This window comes from Mesorhizobium sp. B2-5-7 (genome assembly GCF_006440875.1).
Classification (GTDB): domain Bacteria; phylum Pseudomonadota; class Alphaproteobacteria; order Rhizobiales; family Rhizobiaceae; genus Mesorhizobium; species Mesorhizobium australicum.
In genome coordinates this window covers 718,329-741,939 of sequence record NZ_VFUO01000001.1, presented here as the reverse complement: position 1 = coordinate 741,939, position 23,611 = coordinate 718,329, and the positions used below count along the sequence as shown (strand labels likewise).

Annotated in this window: 21 protein-coding genes and 1 tRNA gene; 6 read left to right on the top strand and 16 right to left on the bottom strand. The window is 62.4% G+C overall.

Translation table 11 applies throughout. The annotated features are described in order from the left end of the window. Nucleotides 1-121: 121 nt before the first annotated feature. Nucleotides 122-1,750, bottom strand: a complete 1,629-nt coding sequence (locus tag FJ543_RS03565; RefSeq protein WP_015317751.1) for a DNA alkylation response protein — start codon at nt 1,748-1,750, stop codon at nt 122-124. Between the two features lie 217 nt (nt 1,751-1,967). Here FJ543_RS03565 and FJ543_RS03560 point away from each other — a divergent pair, with 217 nt between their 5' ends. From FJ543_RS03560 to dprA, 4 genes are read left to right on the top strand one after another with little or no spacing between them, the layout of a single operon-like run. Further along, a complete protein-coding gene (locus FJ543_RS03560; protein ID WP_140790177.1) occupies nt 1,968-2,948 on the top strand; it encodes an aspartate carbamoyltransferase catalytic subunit in 981 nt (326 codons plus the stop codon). Continuing rightward, the gene (locus tag FJ543_RS03555) at nt 2,945-4,231 is read left to right on the top strand and encodes a dihydroorotase (protein WP_140873789.1); all 1,287 of its coding nucleotides are present in this window, start codon (nt 2,945-2,947) and stop codon (nt 4,229-4,231) included. Before FJ543_RS03560 ends, FJ543_RS03555 begins: the two co-directional genes overlap by 4 nt. Before the next feature lie 53 nt (nt 4,232-4,284). Then, complete coding sequence (gene plsY, locus FJ543_RS03550) at nt 4,285-4,872, top strand: glycerol-3-phosphate 1-O-acyltransferase PlsY (RefSeq protein ID WP_140873787.1); 588 nt, start codon at nt 4,285-4,287, stop codon at nt 4,870-4,872. Next, nucleotides 4,869-6,002, top strand: coding sequence for a DNA-processing protein DprA (gene dprA, locus FJ543_RS03545; RefSeq protein ID WP_140726903.1), 1,134 nt, complete (start codon nt 4,869-4,871; stop codon nt 6,000-6,002). Before plsY ends, dprA begins: the two co-directional genes overlap by 4 nt. A 6-nt stretch (nt 6,003-6,008) precedes the next feature. Here the strand turns inward: dprA and FJ543_RS03540 are convergent, their stop codons facing one another. The 5 genes from FJ543_RS03540 to FJ543_RS03520 all read right to left on the bottom strand — a co-directional run bounded on the left by FJ543_RS03540 (nt 6,009) and on the right by FJ543_RS03520 (nt 12,173). Then, nucleotides 6,009-6,221 carry a hypothetical protein gene (locus FJ543_RS03540; protein ID WP_015317746.1) on the bottom strand — a complete coding sequence of 71 codons (213 nt, stop codon included), beginning with the start codon at nt 6,219-6,221 and terminating at the stop codon, nt 6,009-6,011. Continuing rightward, the gene (gene otsB, locus FJ543_RS03535) at nt 6,221-7,021 is read right to left on the bottom strand and encodes a trehalose-phosphatase (protein ID WP_140873785.1); all 801 of its coding nucleotides are present in this window, start codon (nt 7,019-7,021) and stop codon (nt 6,221-6,223) included. The genes FJ543_RS03540 and otsB overlap by 1 nt, the downstream gene beginning before the upstream one ends. Further along, a complete protein-coding gene (locus FJ543_RS03530; RefSeq protein ID WP_140873783.1) occupies nt 7,021-8,796 on the bottom strand; it encodes a trehalose-6-phosphate synthase in 1,776 nt (591 codons plus the stop codon). The genes otsB and FJ543_RS03530 overlap by 1 nt, the downstream gene beginning before the upstream one ends. Nucleotides 8,797-8,903: 107 nt before the next feature. Continuing rightward, the gene (locus tag FJ543_RS03525) at nt 8,904-11,066 is read right to left on the bottom strand and encodes an amylo-alpha-1,6-glucosidase (protein WP_140874453.1); all 2,163 of its coding nucleotides are present in this window, start codon (nt 11,064-11,066) and stop codon (nt 8,904-8,906) included. A gap of 45 nt (nt 11,067-11,111) precedes the next feature. After that, a complete protein-coding gene (locus FJ543_RS03520) occupies nt 11,112-12,173 on the bottom strand; it encodes a glycosyltransferase family 4 protein (protein WP_140873781.1) in 1,062 nt (353 codons plus the stop codon). 217 nt (nt 12,174-12,390) lie between these two features. Here FJ543_RS03520 and FJ543_RS31380 point away from each other — a divergent pair, with 217 nt between their 5' ends. Then, nucleotides 12,391-12,837 (top strand): hypothetical protein, encoded by a 447-nt coding sequence (locus tag FJ543_RS31380; protein WP_224621987.1) that lies wholly within the window; start codon nt 12,391-12,393, stop codon nt 12,835-12,837. A 63-nt stretch (nt 12,838-12,900) separates the two neighbouring features. Here FJ543_RS31380 and FJ543_RS03505 read toward each other — a convergent pair. Continuing rightward, nucleotides 12,901-12,976 (bottom strand) — tRNA-Lys (locus tag FJ543_RS03505). 256 nt (nt 12,977-13,232) lie between these two features. On the opposite strand from FJ543_RS03505, the gene FJ543_RS03500 reads away from it, so the two are divergent. After that, complete coding sequence (locus FJ543_RS03500) at nt 13,233-13,703, top strand: BA14K family protein (protein WP_140873779.1); 471 nt, start codon at nt 13,233-13,235, stop codon at nt 13,701-13,703. Nucleotides 13,704-13,821: 118 nt separating this feature from the next. Here FJ543_RS03500 and FJ543_RS03495 read toward each other — a convergent pair whose 3' ends face one another. The 9 genes from FJ543_RS03495 to glpD all read right to left on the bottom strand — a co-directional run bounded on the left by FJ543_RS03495 (nt 13,822) and on the right by glpD (nt 23,509). Further along, the gene (locus FJ543_RS03495) at nt 13,822-14,283 is read right to left on the bottom strand and encodes a DUF6882 domain-containing protein (RefSeq protein ID WP_224527792.1); all 462 of its coding nucleotides are present in this window, start codon (nt 14,281-14,283) and stop codon (nt 13,822-13,824) included. A 32-nt stretch (nt 14,284-14,315) separates the two neighbouring features. Beyond that, nucleotides 14,316-15,809, bottom strand: coding sequence for a glycerol kinase GlpK (gene glpK / locus FJ543_RS03490; protein ID WP_140873777.1), 1,494 nt, complete (start codon nt 15,807-15,809; stop codon nt 14,316-14,318). Between the two features lie 91 nt (nt 15,810-15,900). After that, nucleotides 15,901-17,628: an ABC transporter substrate-binding protein gene (locus FJ543_RS03485; RefSeq protein WP_015317738.1), complete on the bottom strand. Its 1,728-nt coding sequence runs from the start codon at nt 17,626-17,628 to the stop codon at nt 15,901-15,903. A gap of 79 nt (nt 17,629-17,707) precedes the next feature. Next, nucleotides 17,708-17,995: a DUF2160 domain-containing protein gene (locus FJ543_RS03480; RefSeq protein ID WP_015317737.1), complete on the bottom strand. Its 288-nt coding sequence runs from the start codon at nt 17,993-17,995 to the stop codon at nt 17,708-17,710. 2 nt (nt 17,996-17,997) lie between these two features. Further along, nucleotides 17,998-18,915 carry a carbohydrate ABC transporter permease gene (locus tag FJ543_RS03475; protein WP_015317736.1) on the bottom strand — a complete coding sequence of 306 codons (918 nt, stop codon included), beginning with the start codon at nt 18,913-18,915 and terminating at the stop codon, nt 17,998-18,000. Nucleotide 18,916: 1 nt separating this feature from the next. After that, the gene (locus FJ543_RS03470; protein ID WP_015317735.1) at nt 18,917-19,783 is read right to left on the bottom strand and encodes a sugar ABC transporter permease; all 867 of its coding nucleotides are present in this window, start codon (nt 19,781-19,783) and stop codon (nt 18,917-18,919) included. After that, on the bottom strand, nt 19,784-20,851 hold the full coding sequence (locus FJ543_RS03465) for an ABC transporter ATP-binding protein (RefSeq protein WP_140821755.1): 1,068 nt from the start codon (nt 20,849-20,851) through the stop codon (nt 19,784-19,786). It abuts the gene before it with no gap. Between the two features lie 10 nt (nt 20,852-20,861). Then, on the bottom strand, nt 20,862-21,941 hold the full coding sequence (locus FJ543_RS03460) for an ABC transporter ATP-binding protein (protein WP_140873775.1): 1,080 nt from the start codon (nt 21,939-21,941) through the stop codon (nt 20,862-20,864). Nucleotides 21,942-21,982: 41 nt separating this feature from the next. Beyond that, complete coding sequence (gene glpD / locus FJ543_RS03455) at nt 21,983-23,509, bottom strand: glycerol-3-phosphate dehydrogenase (protein ID WP_140873773.1); 1,527 nt, start codon at nt 23,507-23,509, stop codon at nt 21,983-21,985. Nucleotides 23,510-23,611: the final 102 nt, after the last annotated feature.

Here is a 23,611-nt window from a genome sequence, read left to right as displayed (position 1 = left end):
CAGGATTGACAGTGGGCTTTGCGGTTCGCCGCCGCAACGGAAACCATTTGTTAAGGTTAACGGCGACGGCGAGGTCAGTGGGGATTCCGGCAACGCCGCTCAAACATGAAAGGCATCTCCGTCAATTCACCGGCGGATAGAGCGTATCGATGATCATGCGCGCGTCGTGGCGCGAATCGAGCATGCCGTAGGTATTGCGCCACTGGCCCGCGAGCCGCGTCTCGACGAAGGCATCGGCGATCCGCCCTGCCCCGAGCCGACGCAACTCGGCGGCCGCCGCAGAGAGCGCAAGCTGTTCCGTCAGCAGCCGGGCCGAGCCCTCGTCGGTCGAAGCGACCTGCATGGCCGCCTTCAGAACGCCGATCGTGCCGCGCCCGCCGGCGCCGAGGTCGCGATCGATGCCGGTCAATACTTCTTCGAAAAGCCCCGGCGCGCGGCCAAGCACGCGCAGCACGTCGAGCGCCATGACATTGCCCGACCCTTCCCAGATCGCGTTGACAGGCGCTTCGCGGTAATAACGGGCGAGCGGAGCTTCCTCGACATAGCCATTGCCGCCAAGGCACTCCATCGCCTCGTAAAGCAGCGGTGGCGCGATCTTGCAGACCCAGTATTTGACGACCGGCGTCATGGCGCGGGCGAACGCCGCCTCGCCGCGATCGCTCGCCGCCTCGTCGAAGGAACGCGCCAGCCGGAACGACAGCGCGGTCGCCGCGGCAACATCGAGCGCCATGTCGGCCAGCACGCGCTGCATCAACGGCTGCTCGATCAAGGTCGAACCGAACACCTGGCGATGGCGGGCATGATGGATCGCTTCGGCCAGCCCCGCCCGCATGATCGCCGAAGACGCCACCGCGCAGTCGAGCCGGGTCAGCGTCACCATGTCCATGATCGTCTTGACGCCGGCGCCGGGTTCGCCGACCATCTCCCCGATGGCGTTGACGAATTCAACCTCGGAAGACGCGTTCGAGCGATTGCCGAGCTTGTCCTTCAGCCGCTGGAAGCGAAAGCCGTTGCCAGACCCGTCGCCGAGCACGCGCGGCACCAGGAAGCAGGACAGTCCCTCCGGCGCCTGTGCCAGCACCAGGAAGGCGTCCGACATCGGCGCCGACATGAACCATTTATGTCCCGTCAGGCGGTAGAAGCCGCTACCGACGCGTTCCGCCCGGGTCACATTGGCACGCACATCGGTGCCGCCCTGTTTCTCGGTCATGCCCATGCCGAGCGTCAGTCCGGTCTTTTCGACGGGCGGCTTCTGGCTCTGGTCGTATTTGCGCGTCGTCACGCGCGGCGCCCATTCGCGAAACAGTTTTGGGCTGGCCATCAATGCCGCCAGCGAGGCGCTGGTCATGGTGATGGGGCAGAGATGCCCGGTCTCGAGTTCCGCCGTCAGGTAAAAACGGGCGGCGCGCACCTGATGGCGGCGGCCGATCTCGGCGTCGCCATTTTCCCAGACCGAGGAATGCAGGCCGTTGGCCACCGAGCGGCGCATCAAGGCGTGGTAGGCGGGATGGAATTCGACCAGGTCGATGCGCCGTCCCTGGCGATCGTGCGTCCTGAGTTTCGGCGTCTCGACATTGGCGAGGCGCGCCAGTTCCTGCGCTTCTTGCGTCAGCACGAAACGGCCGAGCCCGTCGAGATCCTTGCGCACCGGATCGGAAAAGCGCTCGGCAAGCTGGATCAGCAACGGATCGCCTCGCCAGGCGTTGCCGCCCGTCAGCGGCGGCGGCTGGTTCGTTACGTCGTCGGTCACGCCCAATCCTTCTAGCCGATCCTTCTAGAAAGGCCCTATTGTCGGAAAGCCTCGAATCCGAGGCCGTCGGCTTAGATATAGCCAAGCGTTGCTGCGCGCGCGACGAAAATACCGGCCGATCTAATCGGCTATCTACACGAAAAATTGAGGAGAACGGCGTCAATCCAAAGCGGGTGCTTGCGGGCGCGAAATCCGCACCCTATAGCAGCCCCTTGAGATGACCGACGCTTCGTCCCTGCCACTCTACCCTCACCGCCATCTTCTGGGCATCAGCGACCTTTCGCCCGCCGACATCGAGCTTTTGCTCGACAGGGCGGATCGGGCGGTCGCGATCTCGCGCCAGTCCGAAAAAAAGACCTCGACGCTGCGCGGCCGCACCCAGATCAATCTCTTCTACGAAGCCTCGACCCGCACGCAATCCTCGTTCGAACTGGCCGGAAAGCGGCTTGGCGCCGATGTCATGAACATGTCGGTGGCGAGTTCCTCGGTAAAGAAGGGCGAAACGCTCATCGACACCGCGATGACGCTCAACGCCATGCGGCCTGACATATTGATCATCCGCCATCAGTCGGCGGGCGCGGCGGCCCTCCTGGCGCAGAAGGTCGGCTGCTCGGTGGTCAATGCCGGCGACGGCGCCCACGAACACCCGACACAGGCGCTGCTCGACGCACTCACCATCCGCCGCGCCAAGGGTGCGCTGTCGAAGCTGATCGTGGCGATCTGCGGCGACATCCTGCATTCGCGTGTGGCGCGCTCCAACATCATGCTGCTCAACGCACTCGGCGCACAAATACGGGTGGTGGCGCCCTCGACGCTATTGCCCTCGGGCATCGACAGGATGGGCGTGATCGTCTGCCGCTCGATGGCGGAGGGCCTGAAGGACGCGGATGTGGTGATGATGTTGCGCTTGCAGCGCGAGCGCATGGAAGGAGCCTTCGTGCCGTCGGTGCGCGAATATTTCCGCTATTTTGGTCTAGACGCCGAGAAACTGAAGGCCGCCAAGGATGACGCGCTTGTCATGCATCCTGGCCCGATGAACCGCGGTGTCGAGATCGCGTCCGAAATCGCCGACGGCCCGCAAAGCGTCATCCAGGAGCAGGTGGAAATGGGCGTCGCCGTGCGCATGGCGGTGATGGAAGCGCTGCTCGATCCCCGCCGCAATCAAGAGGGCCGCAATCAAGAAGGCCGCGGCGCATGAGCATCACGGTCTTTGAACGCGCCCGCATCATCGACCCGTCACGCGGCCTTGATGAAGTTGGCTCCGTCATAGTCGAAGGCAGGAAAATCGTTGCCGCGGGCAAGGCGGCGCTGAACCACGGCGTCCCCGACGGCGCTACGGCGATCGACTGCAGCGGCAAGGCGATCATCCCCGGCCTGATCGATGGTCGGGTCTTCATCGGCGAGCCCGGCGGCGAGCATCGCGAAACCATCGCTTCGGCAAGTGTCGCCGCGGCGGCCGGCGGCGTCACGTCCATCGTGATGATGCCAGACACCGATCCGGTGATCGACAATGTGGCGCTGGTCGAATTCGTGCTGCGCACCGCCAAGGACACGGCCGTCGTCAATATCTTTCCGGCCGCCGCCATCACCAAGGGCCTCCACGGACGTGAAATGACGGAGTTCGGGCTGCTGCGCGAGGCGGGCGCGGTCGCCTTCACCGATGGCAGGCATACCATATCGAGCGCGCTGGTGATGCGTCGCGCGCTAACCTATGCGCGCGATTTCGGCGCCACCATCGTCCATGAAACGCAGGATGCCGATCTTGGGTCGTCGGGCGTCATGAACGAAGGCCTGTATGCCAGTTGGCTCGGCCTCTCCGGCATTCCACGTGAAGCCGAATCCATCCCGCTCGAGCGTGACCTCGCGCTGGCGCGGCTGACGCAAGGTTCGTACCACGCCGCGAAGATCTCGACGGCAATGGCGGCAAGCGCCGTGGCGCGTGCGAAGGCCGACAGCGCGGCAGTGACGTCTGGCGTGTCGATCCACAATCTGTCTCTCAATGAAAACGACGTTGGCGAGTACCGCACCTTCTTCCGCCTGACGCCGCCGCTGCGGGCCGAGGAGGACCGGTTGGCGATGATCGATGCGGTCAAGGACGGAACGGTCGATGTCATCGTCTCCTCGCACGATCCGCAGGACGTCGATACCAAGCGCCTGCCCTTCGCCGACGCCGCGGCCGGTGCCATTGGCCTCGAAACCCTGCTGGGCGCGGCCTTGCGCCTCTACCACAATGGCGACGTGCCCCTGCTCAGGCTGATCGAAACCTTGTCCACCGCGCCGGCGAGGCTGTTTGGATTGGCCGGCGGCACGCTGAAGCCAGGCGCCGTCGCCGATCTCGCGCTTGTCGACCTCGATGAACCCTGGATAGTCAGCGAAAGCGGTATCCGCTCGCGCTCGAAAAACACCTGCTTCGAAGGCGCACGGCTGCAAGGCAAGGTCTTGCAAACGCTGGTGGCGGGCCGCACAATATTTTCTGCCTGAGCCGGCGGTAGCCATGCGACTTCAGGCATGGTTGGGGGAACGCGGGGGGAACAATGACTTACGGCCCAATCCTGGCGCTGGTGTTCGGCTATCTGCTGGGCTCGATTCCGTTCGGCCTGCTGCTTACCCGCGCGGCCGGCCTTGGCGATGTGCGCAAGATCGGTTCAGGCAATATCGGCGCCACCAATGTGCTGCGCACCGGCAACAAGGGGCTTGCCGCCGCGACTTTGCTGCTCGATGCGCTGAAAGGCACGGCCGCCGTGCTGATAGCAGGCCATTTCGCGCCTGAAGCCGCGATCTGGGCTGGTCTCGGCGCCTTTCTGGGCCACCTGTTCCCGGCATGGCTCGGCTTCAAGGGTGGCAAGGGCGTCGCCACTTATCTCGGCGTGCTGGTCGGCCTTGCCTGGCAAGTCGCATTGATCTTCGCTGTCGTATGGTTGGTGATGGCTTTCCTCTTCCGCTACTCATCGCTGGCGGCGCTGGCTGCTGCCGTGGTGGTACCGATCGCGCTTTATTTCCTGAGCACGCCGCAGATAGCCATTCTGTTCGTGGTGATGAGCATCATTGTCTTCATCAAGCACCGAGAAAACATTTCGCGACTGATTGCCGGCTCCGAAGGCAAGATCGGAGCCAAGGGGTGAGCGAACCGGCCGCCGGGCCGCGTCTCACCGATCGCCAGCGGCTGAGCTGGCTGCGGCTGATCCGCACCCAGAATGTCGGCCCTGCCTCCTTTCGCGACCTGATCAACCGTTTCGGTTCGGCCGAAGTCGCGTTGGAAATGCTGCCGGAACTGATGATTTCCGGCGGCGCCAACCGGATCGTGCGCATCCCTTCCCTTGCCGAGGCCGAGGCCGAGATGGAGGCCGCGCGGCGAGTTGGAGCACGCTTTGTCGGTATTGGGGAGGCGGACTATCCGCCGCTGTTGCGCAGCATGGACAATCCGCCGCCGATGCTGGCGGTCAGGGGCAATGCCGCGGTGTTCCGGTTGCCGGGTGTCGCGATAGTCGGCGCCCGCAACGCATCGCTTGCCGGCATCAAGATGGCGCGCATGCTGGCAGCCGATCTCGGACGAGACGGCTACGGCATCGTCTCCGGCCTGGCACGTGGCATCGACACGGCGGCGCATCAGGGCAGTCTCTTGACCGGTACGGTCGGCGTGCTCGCCGGTGGGCTCGACCTGCCCTACCCGCCCGAAAATGCCGGTCTGTGCGATGACATTGCGGAGCGTGGCGCCATCATCTCGGAAATGCCGTTCGGCTGGCAGCCGCGTGCCCAGGATTTCCCGCGCCGCAACCGCCTTGTCGCGGGCGCCGCTCTTGGGCTGGTGGTGGTTGAGGCAGCACAGCGCTCAGGCTCGCTGATCAGCGCCAGGCTTGCCGGCGAGATGGGCCGGTTGGTCTTTGCGGTACCCGGCTCCCCGCTCGATCCGCGCGCGGCCGGTACCAACGGTCTGCTCAAGGACGGCGCCACGCTGGTCACCGAAGCTTCGGACATTTCCAGGGCGATCCTTCCGCTGACCGGCATGCGGGCGCCTGATCTGCCGCCGTTTGAGGACCCGCCCGACTTTTCGGCCACACCGCCACCAGGCGAGAGCGACCGGGCCAAGGTGATCGAGGCGCTGGGGCCGACACCGGTGCCGGTCGACGAGATCATCCGCCACACCGGCCTGCATCCCGCCCAGGTCTTCATGGTGCTGCTTGAACTCGACCTTGCCGGCCGCCTCGAGCGTCACGCCGGTGGAAATGTTTCGCTTGTCTTCGGGGAAGGCTAACCGCCCTCAGTGGCGGCTGGTCTTTCTATCTCCGGTCTCGTCGTAATCCTGCATGTTGGCGTCAAAGAGATCCTTTTGAACAAACTGGCGCCAGACCTCATCCGCGTCCTGCGGGCGCGACGGATCGAAACTCGGCTGGGTCTCGTGCGTATTCGGCAGCGACCGCCGGCGTAGCCAGGCAGGCATGATCTCCAAGATGAGACTGGTGAATTGGGTCATCACGGACTCCTTCGATTGAAGGGATGGACCAGGCCGGTCGATCCATCCAAATTACGCTGGCTCACCGCACCCAGCCAAGCCAAAGCCTCGCCGACGTTGGCAAGCACATGGCGCGCCGCTGTCGGTCCGTGCGGTTTGATGCGGATCGACATGCCGTCCATCTCGTTCACGGCCTCGAAACCATTCTCGTCGGATGTGTCGTCGCCTAGAAACACCGGCCGCCGCCCCTCGAAAGCAGGCAGATCCAGAAAGCGCCTGATGGCCGCTCCCTTTGCTGCCTCCAGCGGCATCAATTCAACGCCGGCATTGCCGGCCAGCACCCGATATCCCGTAGGCAACCTGCCCAACGCCTGTTCGACCAGTTGCGTCGCGCGCCGCAACAGTTGCGGTGCCGCGCGCGTGTGGACTGCCAGGATCGGTCCCTTGCGCTCGATATAAACGTCCGAACTGCCCAGCTCCGCTTCGATTTCCTCGGCAAGTGCCGCAATGTCGGCCGGCTCTCCCGCCGCCTCGACCGGGCCGTCGCGGATGAGCCTGTGCTCGAGCCCATACAGCCCGGCGGCGCGCAATCTGAGCGGCTGGAAAAGATGGTCGACCGCGGCGATCGATCGTCCCGTGATGAACGCCAGAGCTCCATCCAATTGCAATTCGAGCCTCGCCAGCAGCGTACGCAATTCATCGCCGACAACCACCGCATCGGGATGCGCGGCGTGTTCGAGAAGCGTGCCGTCAATGTCCAGGAACAAGGCCCACGGGCCTGTTGGGAGCTCAGGCGCGGGCAGTTTTGGCAGAAGCGACATCACAGCGCCGCCACCCGTCTGCGATCGAGCAGCGAGATCACGTTGCCCGATGAGGTCGGGGCGGCGCCGACGGCGCGATCGACCGCAACGCGTTTGCGCAGGCGCGCGGCATCGAGAAGCATGCTGCCTGCCCACCGGTAGACATTATTGTCGCGAACGACCTCACGCATCCTTTGCATGCGCTGCCGCTGCTCTTCCGACGACATCGTCAAAGCCTGCAACAAGGCGTCGCCCATCATTGTGGCGTCGTAGGGATTGACGATCAGCGCTTCCAGCAATTCCTTGGAAGCGCCGGCGAACATGCTGAGCAGCAGGACCCCCTGTTCGTCATTGCGCGCCGCGACGAACTCCTTGGCCACCAGGTTCATGCCGTCATGCAGGCTCGTGACCAAGCAAACGTCGGCGGCCCGGTAGATTTCGTAGACCTGTTCCTGCGAATGATGTTCCGTGACCATCAGGACGGGAGTGTAGCCGTCGCGGCCATAGCGCCGGTTGAGATCCTCGGCTTGACGCAGACACTCTTCATGCAACTGTTGGTATGCGGGCAAGGTGCCGCGACTGGGTGCCGCGATCTGCAGGAAGGCGACCTTGCCAATCCATTCCGGATGGAGCCTCAGCAGCTCATCGAGTGCGGTAAAGCGATCGAGGATGCCCTTCGTGTAGTCGAGACGTTCGACGCCGACACACAGCCTGACATCGTCCGCCAGCCCGAATTTTTCACGAACATGCCGACGGCATTGCGCCACCTCGGGCAGCTGGGCCTGTCGCGCCGGCTCCCATTCGATTGAAATCGGATACGCGTGAACCAGGCTGATCTGGCCGCCATAGGAGATGGCGGAATCCTCGCGCTCGATCCTGCTCTCCAGGAAGCGGTCGACGCTGTCGATGAAGTTGTTGCAATGGAACTGGGTGTGAAAGCCGACGATCGAACTGCCCAGCAATCCTTCTAGGATCTTCTCGCGCCATGGGCAGATGCTGAATACCTCGGAATTCGGCCATGGAATGTGCCAGAAGGTGATGATGATGGCTTCCGGCAGGCGCTCCCGGATCATCCGCGGCAACAAGGCGAAATGGTAGTCCTGGACCAGCACGATGGGCCGCTCGTTGCGTGCCTCCGCGACGACGGTGTCGGCGAATTTGCGGTTAACCGCCTCGTAGGCCTCCCAGTCGGAAGCACGGAATATCGGTCGGGTGAAGGCTATGTGGCACAGCGGCCAAAGCCCCTCATTAGCAAAGCCGAGATAATAGCCTTGCTGTTCTTCCTCGCTCAGCCAGACACGGCGCAACGTATAGGAAGGGTTTTCCGGCGGCACTTCGACGCGGTCGTTTTCGTCGACCACCAGCGCATCGGCCGAACCGCCGCCATAGGCGATCCATGTGCCCGCACAGGCGCGCGTGATCGGCTCCAGGGCGGAGACCAGCCCGCTGGCGGGTACGACCAGCTGGATGCCCTCGCCGTTGCGGTTATGGATGTAGGGTTCGCGATTTGACACCACGATCACCTGTGCATCGGGAAGTTCCTTCGCCAGAATGTGACGCAACGTTTCCGGCGACCATTGGACGAGGGCGGCGGCCGCGGATTGCCCGTTCTTTTCGAACTCCGGCAATGGGCTGCGAACGGATCCTGCTTCGAGACGGGCGAGCTTCATGTTTCTGGCCCGGCGCGCCCGTGACAGCACCACCGCGAGCGCGACGCATGAGATACCGACAATTACGAGAACGAAGAGCCACAGTGCGGCCGAGGGTACGACCAGGTACGAACTGTTGTCGGGCATTTCGAATTGATTACCTTTCAATGGGACGCGGCAGATCCACCGACAGGAACTCCAGCATCCTTGGCGTGCTGATCCAACGTTCCGCACCCGGTGTTGGTTCCGATTTTTCAGCTCTTGACCACCAGTGGCACCAATCCTTCATGCGCATCCGCAAGGAAGGCACCGACACGATCCCCCACGCGCTGAAACGTCAGGTCCACCGCCACATGTCCCACCGAGAGATGGCGAATGACAAGATTGTCGATGCCGATCGGCAAGTGCGGCCGGGTCACGTGAATTTCGTTCGTCCAACCGTCGATCTGTAGGCCGAGGCAGGCCTGCATGAGCATGAAGGCGGAGCCCGCGGACCAGGCCTGCGGCAGGCAAGCCACCGGATAGGCAATCGGCGCTTCGCCGGCCGAGCGCGTGAACCCGCAGAACAGTTCGGGTAGCCGCATGTTGAAATGAACCGCGGATTCGAAGGTCCCGCTCATCAACCGCACCACGCTGTCGCGGATGCCGTATCGCGCCAGCCCGGCGGCGCAGATCGCGGTGTCGTGCGGCCAGATGGAGCCGTTATGATAGGACATCGGATTGAAGAAGATCGCATCGTCCGCCAGCGTTCTCAGCCCCCAGCCGGAATGGAACGAAGCCGACAGCAGCTGGTCGGCGACCATGCGTGCGCGATCCGGATTGGGAAGGCCGACATAGAGCAGGTGACCCGCATTGGACGTGCGCACCTTGCAGGGTTGGCCATCGCCATCGATCGCCAGCGCATAGTAGCCAAGCTCTTCGATCCAGAAATGGCGTTCGACTTGTTGGCGAATGGCATCGGCGCGCAGCTCCCAATTCTCCGCCCGCTCCTCTTCGCCGCGCAGCCGTGCCAGCTTTGCCAATCCCCGAAATGCTGCAAAGACGTAACCCTGCACCTCGACCAGCGCGATCGGCCCTTTCGGAATGCGGCCGTCGGCATGGAAGACGGAATCGAAGCTGTCCTTCCATCCCTGGTTGGCAAGGCCGGATTCCGCGGCGCGCTGATAGGTAAGAAACCCTGTCGAACGGCTCGCTGTCTCGATCCACTCGGCGGCGGCGCACAGCGATGGCCAAAGGCCATCGATGAAAGCCGTGTCTCCCGTGCGGTCCGCATAGGCGCAGGCGAGATGGATGTAGAGGGGCGTCGTATCGACGCCGCCATAGTAGCGGCCGAACGGCAACTCGCTCAGCGCCGCCATCTCGCCCTTGCGGGTCTCGTGCATGATCTTGCCGGGCTCGGAATCGCTGAAGGGAGAGGTTTCGGTCGCCTGGTGCTGGGCGAGAAAGGCAAGCACGCCACGAGCCAGGCCGGGATTGAGCCAAAGCATCTGCAGAGCTGAAATCACGCCGTCGCGGCCGAAGGCGGTGGAGAACCACGGGATCCCGGCATATGGGTAAGGCCCGGTCGCCAGTTCCGTGGTGAGCAATGCCACATCGGCACGCGCCCGTTCCATCCAATCATTGAAGACGCGGCCTGAACTGTGCAGCGTTGCCCCATGCCGGCGCTTGGCGCGCATGCCGAAACGGGCGCGCGCCGCCGCGGCCCGGAAACGTTCACTTTGCGGGCGGGCCGGTGTCTTGCTCCCCACCTCCACATACAGCGTCTGGCGGCTGCGCTTGGTGACGGCAATGAAGAAATCCGCCCGCTCGGAGGTCAGTTGATCCGGGGGCTGTGAAAACGAAATGGCCGAGGTCCGCACGACCTTGTCCAGCCCTTCGTAGCGGAGCACGACCGAACTCTGGTCGATCTCGGCCGTGTGCGCGGTACCGCGCTTGGAGCGGGTCGAGCCCCGGACTTCGAACATGTCGCGAAAATCAACGCCGAAGCGCAGTGACACCAAGACCGTCGAATGCTCCCGGCTATAGTTCGAGAGCGTGATGCGTTCATATAGCCTTTCCTGCCACAGAAGCCTGACCCGCTCGATATGGATCGCGCCCTGCGGAATCTGGCGGCCCGCGGCGCTCTCGATCGGCAGATTGGTCAGGTTGCTGGTGAACAGGACGTTGTCCTGGCTGAGCGATGCGCCCAGCAGCGACAACGATCGTCCGCCAACCGTCAGGCGAAATTCGGAGAGCACGCGCGTGTCGTCGCGGAAGAAGCCGTCGCCGGCGCCACGTATGTCGCCATAGGCGTCGGCGACGGCAAAGCAATCGCCATGCTTGAGAGCGTAAAGCCGATGCGGCTCCCTGGGCGCGGTTTCGTCCAGGGAAGCCAGTGCTATCGCAGGATCGAGCTTGCGCTCGTCGAGTTGGGTAATGGTCAAGAAGATTGTCCCGTGCTGGTTTCCGAACGGGTTGAAGATCTATGAGGCCCTGCTCTCTTCGTGGCCGGTGGTCAGCCGCGAATAGGCCTCGACATAATCCCTGGCCATTCTATCGGCCGAAAACCGCCTTTCGAAGGCCGTTCTTATTCGTCGCCTGTCGAGTTGCAGGAGAGCCGGCATCGAGGCGACGGCATCTTCGATGGTTTCGACGACAAAGCCGGTGACCCCATGATCGATGATCTCGGGCATAGCGCCGCAACTCCAAGCCATGACCGGGGTTCCGCACGCCATGGCCTCGATCACCGCAAGCCCGAAGGGTTCAGGCCAGTCGATAGGAAACAGCAAGGCGGCCGCATTGCCCAGAAACCGGGCCTTCTGGTCCTCACCAATCTCGCCGACATACTCGACCCGGTCGCCATCGATCAGCGGCTGCACGACTTCCTCGAAATAGGCGCGGTCGCCATCGCCGACCTTGGCGGCGAGCTTCAGTTTCAGGCCGGTTCGGCGGGCAATCTCGATTGCCCGGTCCGGCCGCTTGTCGCGTGACATTCTGCCGAGAAAAGCAAGGTAGGTACCGTCCGAACCGGCCTCGAAATCGGCCTCATAAAGGTCAAGCGGCAGCCCGTGATGGATCGTCGCCAGCCAGTTCGCGGATGCGAACCGCGCCCGCTGGCTGCGGGATATGGAAATCATTGGGAACCGCGGGAACCGGTCATAGGCTTGCGCGAGGTCCGCGTAATCTAGCCTGCCATGCGGCGCTGTCACCGTGCGCTGCGGCATATCACGGAAAAACGGGAAATGCAGGAAATGGCTCAGATGGAAATGCACGACGTCGAAGTCGTCGGCCCGTTTGCGCACTTCGTCGAGCATCGACAAATGTGCCGCGATCTCGGACTTCAGCGGACGCGGATCGAGACGAAGCGCCCTTTCGCGGCATGGCACCAGTTTGGCGGAGCTCTTCGTGTCGCCGCTGGCAAACAACGTCACCTCGTGGCCGAGATCGACGAGAGCTTCGGTAAGATACGAGATGATACGCTCGGTACCCCCGTAAAGTCGTGGCGGCACCGATTCGTAGAGTGGTGCGACATGGGCAATCTTCATGTCCCGGCGTCCCTCAATGAGCTGGTCATAGAGCCAAAATGCATCAAGGCCCGGATCGTTCCTATATCAGCGCAAGATGCGTCGAATGATCGATCCGTCCCCTGTTTGAGTAGATCCGCCGCCCTATTTCCTTCTGGTGCTGTCGACCTTGCGCTTGCGGCAGCCGAAGGAGGCCCAGATGCAGCAACCCAGGGATGTCGCAGCGCGGCGCCTGAGCATGATCATCGAGCAATATGTCGAGGCCAGAAAACGGCATTTTGGCTTTGTGTCGACTGATCAGGCTGCCGGAGTGATCCGCAGAACCCTGAAGCCCGATCCTTCGGAGCCAGCGCTTTCCGATCACGACCTCGACGACATGGTCGCCGCCCTCGCCGTGAAGAACGGCCTGGCCGTCATCTTCGACCGTGGCGTGCGGGGACCGGCCAACGGCGCCGAGGCCGACCTGAACAGAAAGGAACCGATCATGCGAGCACCGACGGAGACCCCGGATGTTGCCGGCGCGGTGGACGCTATCCTGAGCGATCGCACTGCCCAGCTTTCGATGAGCGCGGTCATCTCGTTGCTGCGCGAACGGACCGGCACCAAGCGATCCGACGCGGATCTGACAGGACTGATCGCCAAGAAAGCCGCCGTTCTGGACGTGCACCTGTCAGGAGGCGTCTGAACGGTCGTTGAGCGCCGCAAAGATACATGGGCAAATCAAAAGCGCTGGCATGTCATTTGACGATGGTGAGCGCGATGGGATTCGAACCCATGACCTACTGATTAAAAGTCAGTTGCTCTACCGGCTGAGCTACGCGCTCCCGCGGGCTCGAAAAGGCCGCCCTCGAAATTGCGCGGAACATAGGGAGAGTGCCGCGACCGGTCAACCGGAAAAGAGGGGTTCCAAACCTGCTCTTTGCCCTAATTCGCTGCCCCTTGCTTGTTCCCCCCGGGTTCTGGCGACCAGCCCGGCGGTTTGGGTTTCGTGCGGGAACGGCTGCCTACACGGCGGAACAAATCCGACGCACTGTCGTTTTTTGCCAAAGGGACGTTCGCCAACCCTCGAGGAGAATACCAATGAATAGAATCACAACGGGCCTGCTTGCCGCCACCCTTTCGGCGACATTCGTCGCGGCGGAGGTGGTGCCGGTCAACGCCCAGCCCAACTTCGTGCCACTCTCCCAGGCGGCAGCGCCGGATGTGCAGACGGTGCAATACCGGGAGTGGAGGAGAAACCGCTCCTTCGACCGCAATTTCTCGCGCAATCGAAGCTTTAGCCGCAACGGTGACATGTATTGGAATGGGCATCGCGGCTATCGTGAATATCGCCCCGGCTATCGCCGTCATGGCGACTACTGGTTCCCGCTGGCCGCCTTCGCGACTGGCGCGCTGATCACCGGCGCGATTGTCAACAACGAGAACAACCGCGTCTATGAAGGCAACTCGCACGTTCAGTGGTGCTACGATCATTATCGGAGCTACCGCGCTTCCGACAACACCTTCCAGCCGAACAATGGTCCTCGTCGGGAGTGCCGCTCCCCTTACTGATCCGTATTGAGTATCAGTAGCTGGTAATGGTGAGTAAAGGCCCGCGTGTAGAAGACGCGGGCCTTGTCGCGTCTATCCTAACATGGTTGGCAGTGGTCGCGTTTGTCGCTGGCCCAGCTCAGGCTCTTGATAACCAGGTAAGACCGCCGCCTTTGCCGCGGGGAGAGCGGTACGCTCCAACAGCGTCGCAAATCCGTACCATAGCCCCGCTGAGTTCCCATCCGAGTGCTTCGAGGTCGTCGTCGGTATCGACCACGTAAGCCTGCGCCAGCTCGTCGATGCCGTTCTGTTCCCCGAAGGATCGGACCTGCTTTGCGTCCGCAAGGAGTTCGTCGGGCAGGTTGGAGTTCGCCCAGGCCCACAGCCAGTTGCCAGCCATTGTGCTCGTGGAACCTGCGATCTGGATTTCGGCGACGACCGCGACCTTCCCTTCCTGTGAAAACAGCAGCTTCCCCGTTGTCAGGTCGTAGTCATAGCGCGGCCAGTGCCCCAAGTGGAAATCCTTCTCCAGACGGGCGTTCTTCGCGGTAAGCTGTTCGAATGCCTCCGCGCACCAGTTGCTATACCATTCCGGCGTCATTTCCCCCTCGCCAAGCCCTCACCTCAAGGCGATTATGGCACGCTCAATGTCCGGCGCACAGCGTCCCGCCAGCCCGCCAATTTGACGGACCGGGTAGCGGATTCCATGTCGGGCACGAACCGCCGCTCCAGGGCCCAGGTCTTCGCGAATTCCCGCGCCTTCGGCCATACGCCGGCCTTCGAACCGGCAAGCCATGCCGCCCCCAGCGCGGTCGTCTCCAGAATTGTCGGCCGATCGACCGGCGCGTCGAGAATGTCGGCCAGGCGCTGCATGGTCCAGTCCGATGCCACCATGCCGCCATCGACCCTGAGCACCGTCTTTGCCTTGGCGCCCTTCCAATCCTTGTGCATGGCGTCGAGCAGGTCGCGGGTCTGGTAGGCGACGGATTCCAGTGCCGCGCGGGCAAACTCCGCCGGTCCGGTGTTGCGGGTCAATCCGAAAATCGCGCCCCGCGCCTCGGCATCCCAGTGCGGCGCACCGAGCCCGACAAAGGCCGGCACCAGATAGACGTTCTGCGTCGGATCGGCTTCCGCCGCGAGTTTGCCGCTCTGCTCTGCCTTGCCGATCACCTTGATGCCGTCGCGCAGCCATTGCACGGCAGCCCCAGCGATGAAGATCGAGCCTTCCAGCGCATAGGTGGTCTTGCCGTTCAGCCGATAGGCAATGGTGGTCAAGAGTCGGTTCTTCGACCGCACCAGGTCGCTGCCGGTGTTGAGCAACGCAAAACAGCCGGTGCCATAGGTGGATTTCATCATGCCCGGCTCGAAGCAGGCCTGGCCAATCGTCGCGGCATGCTGGTCGCCGGCAACGCCGAGGATTCTGATTTCGGCGCCAAACAGGTTTTTCTCTGTTATTCCATAATCATCGGCGCAATCCTTGACTTCGGGCAGCATCGCGGCGGGGATGCGCAGGATGGCCAGCAGCTCCTCGTCCCAGGCATTCTCCGCAATGTTGTAGACCAGCGTGCGCGACGCGTTGGTGGCATCCGTGGCGTGAACCTTGCCGCCGGTCAGCCGCCAGATCAAAAAGCTGTCGATGGTGCCGGCGAGCAGCTCGCCCTTCTCGGCACGCTTCCTCGCGCCCTTCACCTTGTCCAGCATCCAGGCGATCTTGGTGCCGGAGAAATAGGGGTCGAGCAGCAGGCCGGTCTTGCGGGTGAATTTCTTCTCAAGCCCCTGCTTCCTGAGCTTCTGGCATAACGGTGCGGTGCGCCGGTCTTGCCAGACAATGGCGTTGTGAATCGGTTTGCCGGTCGCTTTGTCCCAGATGACGACCGTCTCGCGCTGGTTGGTGATGCCGATCGCAGCCACATCCGAAGCGTCGCGGCCGGCATTCTTCAGCGCGGCCCTCACCGTCTCAATGACGCTCGACCAGATCTCCTCCGGATCGTGTTCGACCCAGCCTGAGGCCGGATAGTGCTGGGCGAATTCCTTCTGTCCGCTGCCCACGACATTCATCGTGCCGTCGAACAGGATCGCCCGTGTCGATGTCGTTCCCTGGTCGATCGCAAGCACCAAACCGCTCATTCTGCATCCTCCGCCTTGACAAAAAGAAGGGAGACGGCAACGCGCCGCCTCCCTCAATTTCACACGGGCGCGAACGCCCGCATAGATCGTCTTACTTTTGCCAGCTCTTGACCAGTTCGTCGTAGTTGATGGTGACCGGCTTTTCCTTCTCGTTCTCGATCTTGAGCTGAGGCGCGAGATTGCCCTTCTTGACCGCGTCGGCGTTCCAGTAGGCGAGATCATGCTCTTCGGCCATCTTCGGGCCGATATCGCCCTGGACACCCGATTTCTCGATGCGGCTCATCACCTTCTCCTGCTCGCCGCAGAGCGAGTCCATCGCTTCCTGCGCCGTCTTGGCTCCGGACGACGCATCGCCGATTGCCTGCCACCAGAGCTGAGCCAGCTTCGGATAGTCAGGCACGTTGGTGCCGGTCGGGGACCACTGCACACGGGCGGGTGAGCGGTAGAACTCGATCAGGCCGCCGAGCTTCGGCGCACGTTCGGTGAAGCTCTTGTCGTGGATAGTACTCTCGCGGATGAAGGTCAGGCCGACATGGCTCTTCTTCACGTCCACGGTCTTCGAGGTGACGAATTGCGCGTAAAGCCAGGCGGCCTTGGCGCGATCGGTCGGCGTCGACTTCATCAGCGTCCAGGAACCCACGTCCTGGTAGCCGAGCTTCATGCCGTCCTTCCAGTAGACGCCGTGCGGCGACGGCGCCATGCGCCACTTCGGCGTGCCATCGTCGTTCAGCACCGCCTTGGCGCCGGCGTCGACCATCGAAGCGGTGAAGGCGGTGTACCAGAAGATCTGCTGGGCAACCGCCCCTTGCGCCGGCACCGGGCCGGATTCAGAGAAGGTCATGCCTTGCGCTTCGGCAGGCGCGTAGGCTTTCAACCAGTCGAGATACTTCTGGATCGAATAGACCGCCGCAGGACCATTGGTATCGCCGCCGCGGGCGGTGCAGGAGCCGACAGGGCGTGAATTCTCGTCGACCTTGATGCCCCACTCGTCGACCGGCAAGCCATTCGGCAGGCCCTTGTCGCCATTGCCGGCCATCGACAGCCAGGCGTCGGTGAACCGCCAGCCCAGCGACGGGTCCTTCTTGCCGTAGTCCATGTGGCCATAGACCTTCTTGCCGTCTATCTCGCGACCGGTGAAAAATTCGGCGATGTCCTCATACGCCGACCAATTGACCGGAACGCCGAGGTCGTAGCCGTATTTCGCCTTGAAGTCGGCCTTGTTCTTCTCGTCGTTGAACCAGTCGTAACGGAACCAGTAGAGGTTGGCGAACTGCTGATCGGGCAGTTGGTAGAGCTTCTTGTCGGGAGCCGTCGTGAACGAGGTGCCGATGAAGTCCTTCAGGTCCAGGTTCGGATTTGTGACGTCCTTGCCCTCACCCGCCATCCAGTCGGTCAGATTGCGCACCTGCTGGTAGCGCCAGTGGGTGCCGATCAGGTCGGAATCGTTGACCCAGCCGTCATAGAGGTTCTGGCCGGTCTGCATCTGCGTCTGGATCTTCTCAACGACGTCGCCTTCCTGGATAACGTCATGTGTGATCTTGATGCCGGTGATGGCGGTAAAGGCCGGCGCCAGCACCTGCGATTCATACTGGTGGGTGGCGATGGTTTCAGAGACGACCTTGATGTCCATGCCGGCGAACGGCTTGGCGGCGTCGATGAACCATTGCATTTCGGCTTCCTGATCGGCGCGCGAAAGCGTCGACAGGGGGCCGATTTCCTTGTCCAGGAAGGACTTGGCTTCGTCCATTCCGGCATAGGCATTGCCTGCCCCCAGCAACAGGACAAGGGCGGTCGTTGACGTTAAAAATTGCCGTCGCATTAGTTTCCTCCACAGTTTTAAGTTTCAAGTGCGATCTGGAGCAGTCGCCGGCACGCGGCCGCTCCAACAGTTTCCCCCTCTATACGTAGCGGAACACGCCGACGGCGTAGACCACGGAGAGAGCGAGAGCCCACCAAAGGTTGGATCCGACGAGACCCAGCCAAGCGAGATGAATAAAGGCACTGCCAAGCAGCGACAGAAACAGGCGATCGCCGCGTGTCGTCTCGAAGCGCAGCATGCCGACGCGCGGATTGCCGCCTGGCGAGGCGTATTCCCAAGCGGCCATGCCGCACAGCAACAGAAGAATGGTGGCGAAGAAAGCGGCCGTCGGCCACGTCCACGCCATCCAGGAGAGGTCGAGATTCATGATCATACCCTCCCCAGGGCGAAGCCCTTGGCGATATAGTTGCGGACAAACCAGATGACGAGCGCGCCAGGGATCAGCGTCAGCACGCCGGCTGCGGCAAGGAGGCCCCAGTCCATGCCGGCGGCCGATACGGTGCGCGTCATGGTGGCGGCGATCGGCTTGGCGTCGGTGGTGGTCAGCGTGCGCGCGATCAACAGTTCCACCCATGAGAACATGAAGCAGAAGAAGCAGGCGACGCCGATGCCGCTGGCGATCAGCGGCATGAATATCCTGACAAAGAAACGCGGGAACGAATAGCCGTCGATATAGGCGGTTTCATCGATCTCCTTCGGCACGCCCGACATGAAGCCTTCGAGGATCCACACCGCCAGCGGCACGTTGAACAGGCAGTGCGCCAGCGCCACCGCAATGTGCGTGTCGATGAGGCCGAAGGCCGAATAGAGCTGGAAGAACGGCAGTGCGAACACGGCCGGCGGCGCCATGCGGTTGGTCAGCAGCCAGAAGAACAGATGCTTATCGCCGAGGAAACGATAGCGCGAGAAAGCGTAAGCCGCAGGCAGCGCCACCGACACCGAAATCACCATGTTCATGACGACATAGGTGATCGAGTTGATGTAGCCGGAATACCAAGCCCTCTGCGTGAAGATGGTGACGTAGTTGGCGATCGTCGGCGTGTGCGGGTAGAGCGTCATCGAGTTGACGATCTCGGCATTGGTCTTGAAGCTCATATTGATGAGCCAGTAAATCGGCAGCAGAAGTACGATGATGTAGAGCGTCGGCACGATCCACCACCAGCGCGATTCCTCGCCGCGCCGGCGCATGCGCCTGTCGAGATCGCTCTGCGACAGTGTACCGGCGAGACTTTCCGAGGCGGTCCCGTTCATCGCATTGCGCTCGGTTCGTTCATTGGCGCCAGCCATTTCAGCGCTCCGCGTCGTAATTGGTCATCACGGTGTAGAACACCCATGACAACAACAGGATGATGAGGAAGTAGACCAGCGACATGGCGGCCGCCGGGCCAAGGTCGAACTGGCCGAGCGCCGTCTTGACGAGGTCGATCGACAGGAAGGTCGTCGAGTTGCCCGGCCCGCCGCCGGTGACGACGAACGGTTCGGTGTAGATCATGAAACTGTCCATGAAGCGCAGCAGCACGGCGATCAAAAGCACGCGCTGCATCTTCGGCAGCTGGATGTAGCGGAATACCGCCCAGCGCGAGGCCCCGTCGATCTTTGCCGCCTGGTAGAAGGCATCGGGGATCGAGACCAGTCCGGCGTAGCAGAGCAGCACGACAAGGCTGGTCCAGTGCCAGACATCCATGACGATGATCGTCACCCAGGCATCGAACGGATCCTGCACGTAATTGTAGTCGATGCCGAGCGCGTTGAGGTAATAGCCCAACAGCCCGATGTCGTTGCGTCCGAACACCTGCCAGATGGTGCCGACGACATTCCACGGGATCAGCAGTGGCAGCGACATCAGCACCAGGCAGACCGGCACGCCCCAGCCCTTCTTAGGCATGTTGAGCGCGATGAAGATGCCGAGCGGCACCTCGATCGCCAGGATGATAAAGGAAAAGATCAGGTTGCGGACCATCGCTTCCCAGAAGCGGCTGGACGAAAGCAGTTCCTCGAACCATTCGGTGCCGGCCCAGGTGAAGACATTGTTTCCGAACGTGTCCTGCACCGAATAGTTGACCACCGTCATCAGCGGTATGACGGCGGTGAAGGCCACCAGCACCAGCACCGGCAGCACGAGGAACCAGGCCTTGTTGTTCCAGGTCTTGTCCATCTATGCCCCCATCTCGACACGCCAGGAACCGGCATAGATGTTGATGCCGGCCGGATCGAACCGCACCTTCGGTTCGGCTGGCACGGTCTCGTCCTCACCTATGACGGCAGCGATGTCCCTGCCTTCCAGCTTGGCGCGAACCACCTTGTGGCGGCCGACATCCTCGACCTTGGTGATCGAGACGGCCATGCCGTCCCGGCCGAGCCGCACATATTCGGGGCGAATGCCGAGTTCGACGGCGCCGCCGGCGGCTTTGGGCGCGCCCGGCAGTTCGATACGCTGCGAGCCGAGCGTCGCCGTCTTGCCGTCGATCGCCACAGGCATGACGTTCATGCCCGGCGAACCGATGAAATAACCGACAAAGGTATGGCGCGGCCGCTCGAACAGTTCGGCCGGCGTGCCGATCTGCACGATGCCGCCATCATACATGACGACGACCTGGTCAGCGAAGGTCAGCGCCTCGGTCTGGTCGTGGGTGACATACACCATCGTGTAGCCGAAGCGGCGATGAAGCTGTTTCAATTGCGAGCGCAGCACCCACTTCATATGCGGGTCGATGACGGTCAGCGGCTCGTCGAACAGGATGGCGTTGACGTCCGAGCGCACCAGGCCGCGGCCGAGCGAGATCTTCTGCTTCTGGTCGGCGGTCAGGCCCCTGGCCTTCTTCTTGGCCCAGGACGCCAGGTCGATCATCTCCAGCGTCTCGCGCACCTTGCGGTCGACGTCTGCCTCCGGCACGCCGCGATTGCGTAGCGGGAACGCCAGATTGTCATAGACCGTCATGGTGTCGTAGATGACCGGGAACTGGAACACCTGCGCGATATTGCGCTCCTGCGTCGACAGGGTGGTCACGTCCCTGCCGTTGAACAGCAACTGGCCATGCGAGGGATGCAGCAGCCCCGATATGATGTTGAGCAGCGTGGTCTTGCCGCAGCCGGACGGTCCGAGCAGCGCATAGGCACCACCATCCTCGAAAGTGTGATGCACTTCGCGCAGCGCGAAATCGGCATCCTTGCGCGGGTTCGGCAGATAGGAATGCCTGACATGGTTGACGTCGATGCGCGCCATATCGTCCTCCTCAAGCCGCCAGCTTCGGCGCGGTCACGGCCCGGCCGTGCTCGTCGAAGACCATGATGTGACGTGGATCGATGAACACTTCGACCACCGCGTCTGTCTCGAAATCCCTGATGCCGTGGGTCAACATCACCCAGCGCACATCGGCAAAGTCGAGATGGATGAAGCTTTCGGACCCGGTGATTTCCGTGATGGTGATTTTCGCCCGCACCGGCACCGCGGAGGCATTGGGCCGGTCGAGCGAAAGATGGTGCGGCTGGAAGCCGACCGTATAGTTCGCATCGGCGATGTCGACGAGATCAGCGGGCACCGGCAGCTTGACGCCGCCCTCCAGCAGAAAATCCGCTCCCTTCTTGGCCAGCACGATGGTGTTGAGCGGCGGATCGGCGAAGGTCCTCGCCGTCACCAGGTCGACCGGTTTGCGGAACACGTCGATGGTCGGCCCAAACTGGGTGATGCGGCCTTCCGACAGCGTTGCCGTATTGCCGCCGAGCAGCAGGGCCTCATGTGGCTCGGTGGTGGCATAGACGAAGATGGTACCGGCGGCCGCGAATACCCTCGGCAGTTCGGCTCGCAATTCCTCGCGCAATTTGTAGTCGAGATTTGCAAGCGGTTCGTCGAGCAGCACAAGGCTGGCATTCTTGACGATGGCGCGCGCCAGCGCGGTGCGCTGCTGCTGCCCGCCCGACAGATTGAGCGGCGTGCGGTCGAGATAGGGGGTCAGTTTGAGGAGTGCCGCCGCTTCGCGCACCTGGCTGTCGATCTTGCCCTGCTCGACGCCGGCCACCTTGAGGGGTGAGGCGATGTTGTCATAGACGGTCATCGCCGGATAATTGATGAACTGCTGGTAGACCATGGCGATCTTGCGCTTCTGCACAGGCGTGCCAGTGACATTCCGGCCGTCGAACCAGACCGAGCCGGAGGTCGGCACATCGAGGCCGGCCATCAGCCGCATCAGGCTGGTCTTGCCTGAAAGTGTGGGCCCGAGCAAAACGTTGAGCGAGCCGTGCTGAAGCGTCAGCGACACGTCGCGGATGTGCTCGACCGCACCGACCGTCTTGGTGACGTTCCTCAGTTCCAGCATGACGCCTCCTCCCAGGCTTTCCGCATCAGCTCAAAACCTCTTCATTCGGCGGCCGCGACGTGCTGCCGGCTTATGCCGCGCATGAATTCATCGAGTGCCGCGACCTGCTCGCGGTTAAGATGCAAGCCGCGCTTGGTCCGCCGCCACAGCACGTCTTCCGCCGTGACAGCCCATTCGTTTTCAACGAGATAGCGCACCTCGGCTTCGTGGAGATCGCCACCGAAATTGCGGCCGAGATCGGCAATCGACTTGGCCAAGCCGAGCAGCACCTGTACACGCGTCCCGTAGAGCCTCGTCAGCCGGCGCGCCAAGCGCTGGTCGAGGAAAGGATAGGCGCTTTTCAGCTTCGCCACCTGCGCATCGAAACCCGTGGCCGGAAAATCGCCGCCCGGCAGCGGCGCATCTGATGTCCACGGCTTGCCGCGCTTGCCGAGAAAACCTTCGATCTTCTCGAGCATCGATTCCGACAGCCGGCGATAGGTGGTGATCTTGCCGCCAAACGCGTTGACCAGCGGCGCGGCGCCGTCGCCGCCATCCGCCTTCAGCACATAGTCACGTGTCGCTTCCTGCGCCTTGGAGGCGCCGTCATCGTAGAGCGGACGCACGGCCGAATAGGTCCAGACGATGTCGGAACGCTTGACGGGAACCGCGAAATACTCGCTCGCCGCGGCACAGAGATAGTCGATCTCGGTGTCGCTGATCTTCACATCATGTGGGTCGCCGGGATAATCCTGGTCGGTGGTGCCGATCAGAGTGAACTCGTCCTCGTAGGGGATGGCGAAGATGATGCGACCATCCCTGTTCTGGAAGAAATAGGCGCGCGGGTCGTCGAACTTCTTTGCGATGACGATGTGGCTGCCCTGCACGAGGCGGACATTGTGCACATCGCTGAGGCCGACGACCCCGGACAGCACGTGGTCGACCCAAGGACCCGCCGCATTGACCAGCAACCGTGCCTTGACCTCGTCGGTCTCGCCGGTCTGCAGGTCCTCGATCTTTATCGCCCAGATTCCGCCCTCGCGGCGCGCTCCAACCACTTTGGTGCGAGTCCGGATCGTTGCGCCCCGGTCAGCGGCGTCACGTGCATTCAGCGCCACCAGCCGCGCGTCGTTGACCCAGCCATCCGAATATTCGAAAGCCTTTTTGAACAGCGGCTTCAAAGGCTTGCCTGCCGGGTCGCTTGCCATGTCGAGCGTTCTGGTCGCCGGCAGCAACTTGCGCCCGCCGATGTGGTCGTAAAGGAAAAGGCCGAGCCGGATCAGCCAGGCCGGGCGCAGGCCCTTGGCATAGGGCAGCACGAAGCGCATCGGCCAGATGATGTGCGGAGCGTTCTTCCACAGAACCTCGCGCTCCATCAGCGCCTCGCGCACCAGGCGGAATTCATAGAATTCGAGATAGCGCAGCCCGCCATGGATCAGCTTGGTCGAACCGGACGAGGTTCCGCTGGCGAGATCGTTCATTTCGGCGAGAAAGACCGAGAACCCGCGTCCCACGGCATCACGGGCGATGCCGCAGCCGTTGATGCCGCCACCTATGACGAAAATGTCCCGGACTGAAGATGTGTCCACCTAGCTCCTCCACGATTTCGCATTGCACCATTTCTGCTCTTTTGCGAAACCGTGGCGGAATTATTTCGAACTCATAACGAATGTCAAACGAAATATCACACG

Bases quoted from the DNA above. Each gene is read 5' to 3' on its own strand.
- FJ543_RS31380 (WP_224621987.1), top strand. From the start codon at position 12,391: ATGATCATCGAGCAATATGTCGAGGCCAGAAAACGGCATTTTGGCTTT.
- otsB (WP_140873785.1), bottom strand. From the start codon at position 7,021: ATGTCGCTTCTGCCAAAACTGCCCGCGCCTGAGCTCCCAACAGGCCCG.
- FJ543_RS03560 (WP_140790177.1), top strand. From the start codon at position 1,968: ATGACCGACGCTTCGTCCCTGCCACTCTACCCTCACCGCCATCTTCTG.
- FJ543_RS03485 (WP_015317738.1), bottom strand. From the start codon at position 17,628: ATGCGACGGCAATTTTTAACGTCAACGACCGCCCTTGTCCTGTTGCTG.
- FJ543_RS03540 (WP_015317746.1), bottom strand. From the start codon at position 6,221: ATGACCCAATTCACCAGTCTCATCTTGGAGATCATGCCTGCCTGGCTA.
- FJ543_RS03500 (WP_140873779.1), top strand. From the start codon at position 13,233: ATGAATAGAATCACAACGGGCCTGCTTGCCGCCACCCTTTCGGCGACA.
- FJ543_RS03475 (WP_015317736.1), bottom strand. From the start codon at position 18,915: ATGGCTGGCGCCAATGAACGAACCGAGCGCAATGCGATGAACGGGACC.
- FJ543_RS03470 (WP_015317735.1), bottom strand. From the start codon at position 19,783: ATGGACAAGACCTGGAACAACAAGGCCTGGTTCCTCGTGCTGCCGGTG.
- FJ543_RS03520 (WP_140873781.1), bottom strand. From the start codon at position 12,173: ATGAAGATTGCCCATGTCGCACCACTCTACGAATCGGTGCCGCCACGA.
- plsY (WP_140873787.1), top strand. From the start codon at position 4,285: ATGACTTACGGCCCAATCCTGGCGCTGGTGTTCGGCTATCTGCTGGGC.
- FJ543_RS03530 (WP_140873783.1), bottom strand. From the start codon at position 8,796: ATGCCCGACAACAGTTCGTACCTGGTCGTACCCTCGGCCGCACTGTGG.
- FJ543_RS03495 (WP_224527792.1), bottom strand. From the start codon at position 14,283: ATGACGCCGGAATGGTATAGCAACTGGTGCGCGGAGGCATTCGAACAG.
- glpK (WP_140873777.1), bottom strand. From the start codon at position 15,809: ATGAGCGGTTTGGTGCTTGCGATCGACCAGGGAACGACATCGACACGG.
- FJ543_RS03460 (WP_140873775.1), bottom strand. From the start codon at position 21,941: ATGCTGGAACTGAGGAACGTCACCAAGACGGTCGGTGCGGTCGAGCAC.
- FJ543_RS03465 (WP_140821755.1), bottom strand. From the start codon at position 20,851: ATGGCGCGCATCGACGTCAACCATGTCAGGCATTCCTATCTGCCGAAC.
- FJ543_RS03480 (WP_015317737.1), bottom strand. From the start codon at position 17,995: ATGAATCTCGACCTCTCCTGGATGGCGTGGACGTGGCCGACGGCCGCT.
- FJ543_RS03555 (WP_140873789.1), top strand. From the start codon at position 2,945: ATGAGCATCACGGTCTTTGAACGCGCCCGCATCATCGACCCGTCACGC.